General features: G+C 65.6%; 10 protein-coding genes. 8 read left to right on the plus strand and 2 right to left on the minus strand.

What is annotated here, in order from left to right; genetic code table 11:
• Nucleotides 1–24: 24 nt before the first annotated feature.
• A complete protein-coding gene (locus tag QUG01_RS14595) occupies nt 25–828 on the plus strand; it encodes a DUF3025 domain-containing protein (RefSeq protein ID WP_500830769.1) in 804 nt (267 codons plus the stop codon).
• On the opposite strand, the gene QUG01_RS14600 is transcribed toward QUG01_RS14595, so the two are convergent.
• Nucleotides 780–1988 (minus strand): YihY family inner membrane protein, encoded by a 1209-nt coding sequence (locus tag QUG01_RS14600; protein WP_500830770.1) that lies wholly within the window; start codon nt 1986–1988, stop codon nt 780–782. The two genes, QUG01_RS14595 and QUG01_RS14600, sit on opposite strands and share 49 nt — an antisense overlap.
• Nucleotides 1989–2080: 92 nt before the next feature.
• On the opposite strand from QUG01_RS14600, the gene wrbA reads away from it, so the two are divergent.
• Nucleotides 2081–2677: an NAD(P)H:quinone oxidoreductase gene (wrbA, locus tag QUG01_RS14605; protein ID WP_500830771.1), complete on the plus strand. Its 597-nt coding sequence runs from the start codon at nt 2081–2083 to the stop codon at nt 2675–2677.
• Between the two features lie 642 nt (nt 2678–3319).
• Here the strand turns inward: wrbA and QUG01_RS14610 are convergent.
• Nucleotides 3320–4093 (minus strand): AraC family transcriptional regulator, encoded by a 774-nt coding sequence (locus tag QUG01_RS14610; RefSeq protein ID WP_500830772.1) that lies wholly within the window; start codon nt 4091–4093, stop codon nt 3320–3322.
• 98 nt (nt 4094–4191) lie between these two features.
• Between QUG01_RS14610 and QUG01_RS14615 the strand changes: the two genes are divergently transcribed.
• The 6 genes from QUG01_RS14615 to QUG01_RS14640 all read left to right on the plus strand — a co-directional run bounded on the left by QUG01_RS14615 (nt 4192) and on the right by QUG01_RS14640 (nt 10803).
• Nucleotides 4192–5391: an MFS transporter gene (locus tag QUG01_RS14615; RefSeq protein ID WP_500830773.1), complete on the plus strand. Its 1200-nt coding sequence runs from the start codon at nt 4192–4194 to the stop codon at nt 5389–5391.
• A gap of 98 nt (nt 5392–5489) precedes the next feature.
• Nucleotides 5490–7364 carry an asparagine synthase (glutamine-hydrolyzing) gene (gene asnB, locus QUG01_RS14620; protein ID WP_500830774.1) on the plus strand — a complete coding sequence of 625 codons (1875 nt, stop codon included), beginning with the start codon at nt 5490–5492 and terminating at the stop codon, nt 7362–7364.
• Nucleotides 7365–7533: 169 nt separating this feature from the next.
• Complete coding sequence (locus QUG01_RS14625) at nt 7534–8076, plus strand: iron transporter (protein WP_500830775.1); 543 nt, start codon at nt 7534–7536, stop codon at nt 8074–8076.
• Between the two features lie 97 nt (nt 8077–8173).
• Nucleotides 8174–8509 (plus strand): cupredoxin domain-containing protein, encoded by a 336-nt coding sequence (locus tag QUG01_RS14630; protein ID WP_103321194.1) that lies wholly within the window; start codon nt 8174–8176, stop codon nt 8507–8509.
• Between the two features lie 15 nt (nt 8510–8524).
• Nucleotides 8525–9346 (plus strand): FTR1 family iron permease, encoded by an 822-nt coding sequence (locus tag QUG01_RS14635; protein ID WP_199153408.1) that lies wholly within the window; start codon nt 8525–8527, stop codon nt 9344–9346.
• On the plus strand, nt 9343–10803 hold the full coding sequence (locus QUG01_RS14640; protein WP_500830776.1) for a 4Fe-4S binding protein: 1461 nt from the start codon (nt 9343–9345) through the stop codon (nt 10801–10803). Before QUG01_RS14635 ends, QUG01_RS14640 begins: the two co-directional genes overlap by 4 nt.
• Nucleotides 10804–10901: the final 98 nt, after the last annotated feature.

The raw sequence follows: 10901 nt of genomic DNA on the forward strand, positions 1-10901 counted from the left end.
CCCTTTGCCGTTCCCGCCTGATCCATGAACCGCTGGCATACCGACTACCTCGCCCACCCGCTCTACCGGCCGGTGCGCCGCTTCGTCCCGGCCTGGCCGACATGGCCGCGGCAAACCGATTTCGACGACCTGCTGGCCGCCGCGCGAGCCGGCGGCGCGCCCTTGCCCGACGCGCTGCGCTTCGTCTGCGCGCTGGAACCTGCCGCCTATTACGAGATGCATATCGGCGCCACCGGCGAGGTGCCCACCCGTCCGCAAAATTGGCATGACTGGTTCAATGCGCTGGCCTGGCTGGCCTGGCCGCGCGCCAAAACCGCGCTGAACCGCCGCCATGTGCGGGCCATCGCCCGCGGCGAGGCCCGGCGCGGGCCGCTGCGCGACGCGGCCACACTGCTGGACGAATGCGGCGTGATCGTGGCCACCGCCGATCCGGCGCTGGGCCAGGCGCTGGACGATATGCGCTGGCAGGAGTTGTTCATCGCGCGCCGCGCCGACTGGGGCCGCCGCATCGCGGCGTTCACGCTGGGCCATGCGGTGATGGAGATGGGATTGACGCCGCACATCGGCTGGTGCGGCAAGGCGCTGATCCTGGACGTCGCGCCGGACTTCTTTGCGCTGGACGATGCCGCCCAGCTGCGCCATCTGGATGACATATTGGCGGCCGGACTGGACGACGACGCCTTCCTTCCCCGCCCGCGCGCGCTGTGCCCGCTGCCCTTGCTGGGCATACCGGGCTGGTGGCCGGACAACGAAGACCCGGCCTTCTACGACAATACCGCTTACTTCTGCCCCACGCGGCGGGCGAAATCGGCCACCGTCTCCGCCTGAAGCCCGTCGGTCATCGGCCCCAGCAGCTCGGCCAGCGCCCGGCCCAAGGCATCGTCGCGCTCGCTTTCGCGCTGATAGACAAACAGCTCGAACAACTCGGCCAGATGAATCGCCGACGCCCGCTTCATCAACACCCAGGCGTCGCCGCCGCCCTTCTGCACATAGCCATTTTGCGCCAGCCTATCCAGTACCAGGCCCAGCTCGTCGTAGCCAGCCTTCACTTCGCGGCGCAATTGCGGCGGCGTCAGCGCCTCGCCGCGCACTTGCGCGGCATCCAGCAGCAGCAGCACTTCCACCGCGTCCAGGAAACGCCGGTGCGGCTCGTTGCGCCGCCGCCAGGCCTCGCCCTCCCAGTACGACAGCGCCGAGGTGAACACCGCGCCGGCCAATACCACCAGCCACAGGCAATACACCCACAGCAGGAAGATCGGAATGCTGGCGAAAGCGCCGTACACCAGCTGATAGTTGGCCACCTGGCCGATGTAGAAGCCGAAACCGGCCTTGGTGGCCTCCAGCAACAGCGCAGTGGCCAGCGCGCCCGCCACCGCATGGCGGAACGGCACAAAGCGGTTGGGCACGATGCGGTACAGCAGCGACAACACCAGCGCGGTCAGCACGATGGTGCCGCCCACCTCCACCACGCCGGCCAATAGCGGCAGGTTCTTCTCGAAGCGGGTCACCCGGAACAGCCAGCGCCACGACAGCAGGCTGCCGCCCAGCACCAGCGGCCCCAGCGTCAGCACCGTCCAGTACACCATGCTCTGCTGCAGCCACGGCCGGCCGCGGCGCACGCCCCAGATGGCGTTGAAAGTCCGTTCGATGGTGGACATCAGCATCAGCGCGGTGACGCCCAGCATCACGATGCCGGCGGCGGTGAGCTTTTCCGCATTGTCGGCAAACTGCCGCATGTAGACGGTAATCACCTTGCCGGCGAATTCCGGCACCAGCGTAGACAGCAGCATGATCTTGAAGCGGGTGCTGTAATCGGAGAACACCGGAAACGCCGAAATCACCGTCAGCGCGATGGTGAACAGCGGCACCAGCGCCAACAGCGTGGTGAAAGTCAGGCTGCCCGACACCTGTAGCACCCGCAGACAGCTCATGCGGCGGACGATGAAGCGGGCAAAGCTGAAATAGGGTTCGAATCGTTGAGCTTGCATGGGCGCAAAGGTAATGGCAAAGCACCGATGAGGCAAGCCATGCCGCTTTGCCCTATCATGCGTCGGTTATCCGTGATTGCGAGGTTATCCCCATGCTAGACATCCTGGTCCTGTATTACAGCCAGCACGGCGCCACCCGCGAACTGGCCCGGCTGATCGCCCGCGGCGTGGACAGCGTCCCCGGTTGCCAGGCGCGGCTGCGCACCGTGCCCAAGATCTCCACCGTATGCGAAGCCGTGGCGCCCGGTATCCCGGAAGACGGTGCGCCGTATGTCGAGCGGCAGGATTTGATCGACTGCGCCGGCCTGGCGCTGGGCAGCCCCACCCGCTTCGGCAATATGGCGTCGGCGATGAAATACTTCATCGACGGCACCGGCGGCGAATGGATGCAGGGCACGCTGGCGGGCAAGCCGGCCTGCGTGTTCACCAGCTCGGCCTCCCTGCACGGCGGCCAGGAATCGACGCTGCTGACCATGATGATCCCGCTATTGCACCACGGCATGGTGATCGCCGGCCTGCCGTACTCCGAAGCGGCGCTAACGGCGACGCAAACCGGCGGCACGCCGTATGGGGTCAGCCATGTGGCGGGCATGGATGACAGGCAGCCGATCAGCGAGCATGAGAAGACGCTGGCGATGGCGCAGGGGAAGCGGCTGGCGGAGTTGGCGGTGAAGCTGGCGGCGAAATAAGAGAACTAATCTTCTTAGCCCCTACAATCTGCCCCCAGCCACACCGACTCTCGCGATTCATATGGAGTCCGCTCCGCGGACAATATTTAGATGCCGGTTCAGCCCGGCAAACGGGCAAAGGGGCTGTGCGGCCAGCCCTGTCGCTGAGCGAATCAAAGATTCGCACGCAGAGGCGATCCCAGGCCGCCCCTGCAGCGCGCGCAATCCCGACAAAAAGACACCGGGCAAGGAGCCGCCGAAACTACATGCGTGCGAATCTTTGATTCGCTCAGCAGTACGCGCTACCGTCGCGCGGCGTCGAACAAGCGGCGGCTTAAAACCTTGCCCAGCAACTTTTTGCCGGCGCGCGCCGAAGGGGAAGGGCGCGTCGCTAACATTTCACCTATTGTAGGGCGGAAGCCCGGCCTTGCCGGGCGTTCCGCCATTCTTAGCCTGATCTGGCTTTGCCCCTTGAGTTTTCCTTGAGTCCCGCGCGACTTACCCACTCCCAATCACTTGAAACCAAACCGACGCGCCACTCCCCCATCAGCGCAAGCCGGCTCCAAAGCCATTCCCAAGGTTTTAAGCAGCCCTTTGTTTGAGCGGGGCGACGCTAGGGTAGAGGGGCTTCGGCGGAACACCCGGCCTTGCCGGGCTTCCGCCCTACGATGCGGAAAAGAAACTGCTCGGCGGCGCGCCCAGTTCACGCTTGAACATGGTGGCGAAGGCGCTGGGGCTGGCGTAGCCCAGGTCCAGCGCCACTTTCAGCACGCTGTCGCCGCAGGCCAGCCGCTGCAAAGCCTGCATCAGCCGCGCCTGGCGCCGCCATTGGCCGAAGCTGAGGCCGGTTTCGCGGCGGAAGCGCCGCTGCAAGGTGCGCGGGTCCAGCGCCAGCTCGCGCGCCCATTCGGCGGCGCCGCGCGCGTCGTCGGGATGGTCCAGCCATACCGCGCACAGCCGCTGCAACGCCGGGGAGGCTGGCTGGGGCAAGGACAGCGGCAGCACCCTGGCGCGGCGGATTTCATCCAGCGCCAACATCATCACCCGCTCGTCGCGCGATCCCGGCTCGCAGGGCAACGCCACATCCACCGCCGCCAGCACCAGTTCGCGCAGCAGCGGCGTCACCTCCAGCACGCAGCATTGCTCGGGCAAACCGGCCAGCATGTCCTGGCGCACGAAAATATTGCGCATCCGCACCGGGCTGACCATTTTGACTTGGTGCCAGGTGCCGATGGGCAGCCAAATCGCCCGAGTCGGCGGCACTATCCACTGCCCGCGCTCAGTGCCCACCCACATCAGCCCCTCCACGGAGTACAGCAGCTGCGCCGTGGGATGCTGGTGACGCGGCGACTCCAATCCTGCGGGGTAGTTGCGCAGCTTGCCCACCACCGGCAGCACGCCTCGGTCGTACAGTTCCAGGTCGTCGAAGCGGTTCATATCGCCTCTTTCAAAAAGATGGATGCCTCATTTTCGCAGAACCGGCTCTGAATTGCTGAATTAATATGCAATCACCACCTGTATCGAGAATCTTTACCATGGCCTCAAGCACCTCTATCTCCGCGCCGGCTCAAGACACCCGTTTCCGCGTCCTCGGCGCCATCAGTTTCTCGCACTTCCTCAACGACATGCTGCAGTCGTTGCTGGTGGCGTTGTATCCCTTGCTGAAGGGCAACTACCACCTGAGCTTCGCCGAGATCGGCCTGATGACTTTCACCTACCAGTGCACCGCCTCGTTGCTGCAACCGCTGGTCGGCATTTACACCGACAAGAAGCCGCAGCCGTATTCGCTGGTCTTCGGCATGGGCTCCACGCTGATCGGCCTGCTGCTGTTATCCAGCGCCGGCAGCTTCCCGCTGCTGTTGCTGGCTGCCGCGCTGATCGGCACAGGTTCGTCGATTTTCCATCCGGAATCGTCGCGCGTGGCGCGCATGGCTTCCGGCGGCCGTCCCGGCCTGGCGCAATCGCTGTTTCAGGTGGGCGGCAACGCCGGCAGCGCCACGGGGCCGCTGCTGGCGGCGCTGATCGTGATCCCGCTGGGGCAAGGCAGCGTGGCCTGGTTCGGCCTGGTTGCATTGCTGGCCATGTGGGTGTTGTTCCGCGTCGGCCAGTGGTACGCCCACCAGCACCGCCAGGCCAAGAAGGCTACCGCCATCGTCATGCCGGATCTGTCACCGGCCCGCGTCAAGCTGACATTGGCCTTGCTGCTGGTGCTGGTCTTCTCCAAGCATTTCTATCTGGCCAGCATCACCAGCTATTACACCTTCTACTTGATCCACCACTTCAATATCGGCGTGCAGTCGGCGCAGTTGCATCTGTTCCTGTTCCTGTTCGCGGTGGCCGCCGGCACCGTGCTGGGCGGCCCCATCGGCGACGCCATCGGCCGCAAGCGGGTGATCGGTTTCTCCATCCTGGGCGTGGCGCCGCTAGCGCTGGCGCTGCCGCACGCCAATCTGTTCTGGACCGCCGCGCTGTCGCTGCCCATCGGCTTCATTCTGGCCTCGGCCTTCCCGGCGATTCTGATCTACGCCCAGGAGCTGCTACCGGGCAAGGTGGGCATGGTGTCCGGCATGTTCTTCGGCTTCGCCTTCGGCATAGGCGGCATCGGCGCGGCGGTGCTGGGCCAGTTGGCGGATAGCCACGGCATAGAGTCCGTCTATCTGCTGTGCTCCTTCCTGCCGCTGCTGGGCATCGCAGCAGTGGCGCTGCCTGACTTGCACCGCAAGCCCGGCGTTTGACATCGGCCGCCGCCGCGCCGGATACTGCGCGGCATTGAAAACCCAAGCAAGGCGCCGAACCCGTATCGGCGCCTTGCGCATTCGGAAGCGCCGTCATCATGTGTGGAATCGCCGGCTTTTTCTCGCGCCGTCCCGTCAATCCCGCCGTCCCGCAAGCCATGCTGGACGAGCTGCATCGCCGCGGCCCGGACGATGCCAGCCGGCTGCTGCTGGACGCGGCGCTGAACCCGGCCGCCGACGACGCCATCCACAATGCGATGCTGCACGCCCGCCTGGCCATCATCGATCCGCGCCCGGTAGCCAATCAGCCCATGGCCAGCGACGACGGCCAGGTGTGGATTTGCTACAACGGCGAGGTGTATGACTGGGAAGCCGGCAAGGCCGAGCTGGAAGCCGGCAAGGCCGAGCTGGAAGCCGGCGGCGCGGTGTTCCGCACCCATGCCGACACCGAATTCATCCTGCGCGGCTATCTGGCCTGGGGCATAGAAGGCCTGCTGGACAGGCTGCGCGGCATGTTCGCCTTCGCCATTCTGGACCAGCGCAGCGGCAAGTTGCATCTGGCGCGCGACCGCATGGGCGAGAAGCCCTTGGTCTACTCGCTGGCGGACGGCAACTTCGCCTTCGGCTCGCTGGTGCGCGCGGTGCTGCCCTTCCTGCCTGCGGACAAGCGCGGCTTCAGCCCGGCGGCGATAGACGCCTATCTGGCCCACCGCTACATCCCGTCCCCGGCCACGCTGTTCAGCCATATCAACAGGCTGGAAAACGGCTACCGGCTGGAGTTCGACCTGAACACCCGCCAATTGAGCAAGCAGCGCTACTGGCAGCCCAAGGCGGAGAGCGGCGACTGGCTGCAGGAGCTGGACCGCGCGGTGGCGATGCGCACCGTGGCCGACCGCCCGCTGGGCGTGTTGCTGTCCGGCGGCATCGACTCCACCGTGATCGCCAGCCGGCTCGCCACCCAGCAGCTGACGCAATTCTCCAGCTTCACCGCCGCCTTCCCCGGCTCCAGCCTGGACGAATCCGGCGATGCGGCGGACTCCGCGCGGCGCATGGGCCTGCCCAACGTCAAGGTCACCATGCCGGACAATCTGGCCGCCGATTTCGAGCGCATCGTCGCCGACCTGGACCAACCCTTCGCCGATCCGTCCAGCTTCCCCACCTGGTATCTGGCGCGCGAAGTGACCCAGTATGTCAAGGTGGTGCTGGTGGGCGACGGCGGCGACGAACTGCTGGCCGGCTACAAACGCATGGGCAAGCATCTGCGCACCCGCTGGCGGCGCAATATCCGCCTGCCGCTGCCGATCAAACCGCAACTGGACAGCAAGCGCGGCAAGCTGGCCACCGAACTGGCCATGGACTGGCAAAGCGCCTACTCGCTGCGCTTCTCCGGCTTCACGCCGGGCCAGCGCAGCTTTCTGCAAGGCGGCCGCCCGCTGGAAAAACTGTGCCATTGGCGCGCGCCGGACGACATCGGCCCAGAACCGAAAGACGGCCAGCCCGGCCTGCACCAGCTATTGGAACTGGACTTCGCCAATTACCTGCCGGACTACATCCTGCAGAAGTCCGATCTATGCACCATGGCGCATGGCCTGGAAGGCCGCGCGCCGCTGCTGGACCACCATTTCTACCAACGGCTGCTGGCCACCTCCTCCGCCGAGCGCTACACCCAGCCGGCCAAGCTGATCTTCCGCCGCGCCATCCATCCGGCGTTGCCGGCCGATTTCTTCCAGCGCAAGAAGCGCGGCTTCAACCCGCCCTTGTCCGGCTGGCTGCAAACCAGCCTGGCGCCGCGTTTCGACGGCTTGGGCGCGCGGCTGGCCGCCGCCACCGACGGCCAGCTGAACGCCAAGGCGGTGGACGCCTTCGCCCAGGCCTATCGCCACGGCGCCGGCCATCTGGCGGAACAGATGCTGCAGCTGCTGATCCTGGACGAGAGCCTGGCCCAGCTGCAGCGCCTGCGCCTGAACGGATAAAGCCCAATGGCGGCAGTGATGCGTGCCGCCATTGCCTGGTGCAAAAACATGCACATGAGATTGCGCAATCGCTCGCATTAAGCATGCGCTGGTTTGCAAACGATAATTACTAGCATTATCATACTCTTCTACGTCCTGCCCGCCAGGCGAAAACCATAAGGGAAAAATAATGCGTCGCTTTGTCTGCCAGCTGGCCATCGCCAGCGTCGCCCTGTCCGCCTCCTTCGCCGCCATGGCCAAGGAATACCCGATCGGCAAGCCGGCTCTGAAGAACGGCATGGAGATCGGCGCCGTCTACCTGCAGCCGACCAAGATGGAACCGGAAGGCATGATGCTGAAGCCGGAAGCGTCCGACATCCACCTGGAAGCCGACATCCACGCCATCAAGAACAACCCGAACGGCTTCGAAGAAGGCGCCTGGATGCCGTATCTGGTGGTCAAGTACGAACTGACCAAGGTGGGCGGCAAGACCCAGAAGGGCGAGCTGATGCCGATGGTGGCCAACGACGGCCCGCACTACGGCGACAACGTCAAGCTGCAAGGTCCCGGCAAGTACAAGCTGAAGTACACCATCATGCCGCCGTCGGCCAATGAGCACGCCCACTTCGGCCGCCATACCGACAAGGAAACCGGCGTGGGCCCGTGGTTCAAGCCGTTTGACGTGAACTATGAGTTCACCTACGCCGGCATCGGCAAGAAGGGCGGCTACTAAGCCGCAGCGCGGGCACCTCCTGCAAAATGCCCGATTTCGACACCAGACGGCGCGGACACTCGATCCGCGCTGTTTCTCATTCCGGAATGATGAACCGATGACCACTCTGCGCCTGATCGCCGCCGCCCTGGTGGCCACCCTGCTTGCCGCCCCCGTCCTTGCCGACGAGATGCCGGTTTACAAGCTGCAAATGAAGGACGGCCAGCTGATCCCCGCCCGCTTGGTGGTGCCGGCCGGCAAGAAGTTCAAGATCGAAGTGATGAATGTCGGCAAAACGCCGGCGGAGTTCGAAAGCATCACGCTGCGCAAGGAAAAAGTGCTGGGCCCCGGTGCGGAATCGTTTCTGGTGTTCCAGCCGCTGTCTCCGGGCGAGTACAAATTCTTTGACGATTTCCACCCCAAAACCGGCCAGGGCGTGATCGTCGCCAAGTAAGACAAGGAACAAGCAATGGGACAGGTACTCTTCATCGTCTGGCGCGAAAGCGTCGAGGCGCTGCTGGTGGTGGGCATCCTGAATGCCTGGATGAACCATAACGCGGCCGGCCGCGCCGGCAAGCCGTATCTGTGGGGCGGCGTGGCGCTGGGCCTGGTCATCGCGGTGGCGCTGGCCGTGGCGCTGTTCGCCGCCGGCACGCTGATGGCCGGGGCGCAGGATTACTTCCAGACCGGCATGGTGTTCATCGCCTCGGCGCTGATCGTGCAGATGGTGCTGTGGATGCGCGAGCACGGCCGCACGCTGAAGAAAGAGCTGGAAAGCGGCCTGTCGGAAAAGGCAGCCAGCAACAACTGGTGGGGCGTGACCATCCTGTCCGCGCTGGCCATCGCCCGCGAAGGCAGTGAAACGGTGGTGTTCCTGTACGGCTCGCTGGCCGAAGCCCAGGGCATGGAGCTGGCCAAGCTGGGCCTGGCCGGGCTGATCGGCCTGGCGCTGGCGCTGCTGACTTTCTATCTGCTGCAACTGGGCGGCAAGGTGCTGTCGTGGCGGCTGTTCTTCCGCGTCACCGAAGTCATGCTGCTGCTGCTGGGCGCCTCGCTGTTCCTCAACGGCGTGGAAAAGCTGATCTCGATGGACGTGCTGCCGACGCTGGTGGACCCGGTGTGGGACAGCTCGGCGCTGCTGGACGATACGAGTCCGTTTGGCGGGCTGATGGCCTCGCTGACCGGCTACCGCGCGCAACCGGCGCTGATGAGCCTGATCGCCTACGCGCTGTTCTGGGCCGGCATCTGGGCGCTGTTCCAGTGGCGCAATCGTCGCCAGGCCGCCGCATGAAAGCCGGCAGCCCGCAACGCCCACCGCAACGGGTGATCCCCATCGTCGCCGCCCCGTCCGGCGGCGCTTCCTGTCCCCCCGAGCGGCAGCCGCGCGGCCTGCTGGCGCTCACGGGGAACTGGCTGCGCGACCATGGCGGCCTGCTGCGCAAGCTGCAATGGGCAGTGGTGCTGGTCTACGGTTTTTTGCTGATCGTCCCCGCCTGCCTGGACTTGCCTGACGACGCGGCGCGGATGTGGAACAACCTGACCATCTTCGCCCAGTTCGTGTTCTGGGGCATCTGGTGGCCTTTTGTGCTGCTGTCCATGGTGCTGTTCGGCCGGCTGTGGTGCGGCGTGCTGTGCCCGGAGGGCGCGCTGTCGGAATGGGCGGCGCGCAAGGGCATGGGACGGCCGATTCCGCGCTGGATGCGCTGGGGCGGCTGGCCTTTCGTCGCCTTCGTGCTGACCACGGTCTACGGCCAACTGGTCAGCGTCTACCAATACCCTAAAGCCGCCCTCTTGGTGCTGGGCGGCTCCACGGTGGCGGCGGTCATCGTCGGCTTCATCTACACCCGCGGCAAGCGCGCATGGTGCCGCCATCTGTGCCCGGTCAACGGCGTGTTCGGCCTCTTGTCCAAGCTGGCGCCCATGCACTACCGCGTGGACGAAGCCGCCTGGAAGCGCTCTCAAGACCAGCGACAGCGCGTCGCCAGCGTCGATTGCGCCCCATTGCAGCCGCTGCGCCACATGCAGGGCGGCAGCGGCTGCCATATGTGCGGCCGCTGCAGCGATCACCGCTCCGCCATCACCCTGGCCTCGCGACCCATGAGCGAAGAAGTGGTGCGGGTGGCGGAAAAAGAGGCCGACGGCTGGCAGACCGCCCTGATCGTCTATGGCCTGCTGGGCGTGGCGATGGGCGCCTTCCACTGGACCGTCAGCCCATGGTTCGTCTGGCTCAAGCAGACCGCGGCGGAATGGCTGGTGGACCATGACATCATGTGGCCGCTGGACACCGATGCGCCATGGTGGCTGCTCACCCACTACCCGATGCACAACGACGTGTTCTCCTGGCTGGATGGCGCGTCCTTGATCGCCTATGTGGCCGCCACCGCGCTGGCGCTGGGCAGCGGCATCCTGTTGTCGCTTGCTTTGGCGATTTGGATGGCCGGGCGCTGGCAGACCCAGCGTCTGCACCATCTGGCGCAGGCATTGATCCCGCTGGCCGGCTGCGGCGTCTTCCTCGGCTTGTCGGCCTTGACGGTGACGCTGCTGAAGGCCGAAGGCTATGGCATGCACTGGGTCAACGACGCGCGCCTGGCGCTGCTGGCGGGCGCCAATCTGTGGGCCTTGCGCCTGGCCGGCGGCATCCTGGCGCGCTGGGGCGGCCGCCCTGCCCGCTATCTGGCCTTGCTGCCGTTCTGCGGCGCGCTGGCGCTGGTGGACTGCGCCTGGGGCTTCATGTTCTGGTGGTGGTAGCGCCCGGGCACGCTGCGGCGTCTAGGGGCTGTTGACGTTTGGTGAGCGGTCGCGCCGGGATGCGTTTTGCGACGAATCGAGGCGTTTCGCGCGCCGCA

The organism is Chromobacterium sp. CCUG 76385 (assembly GCF_059916625.1).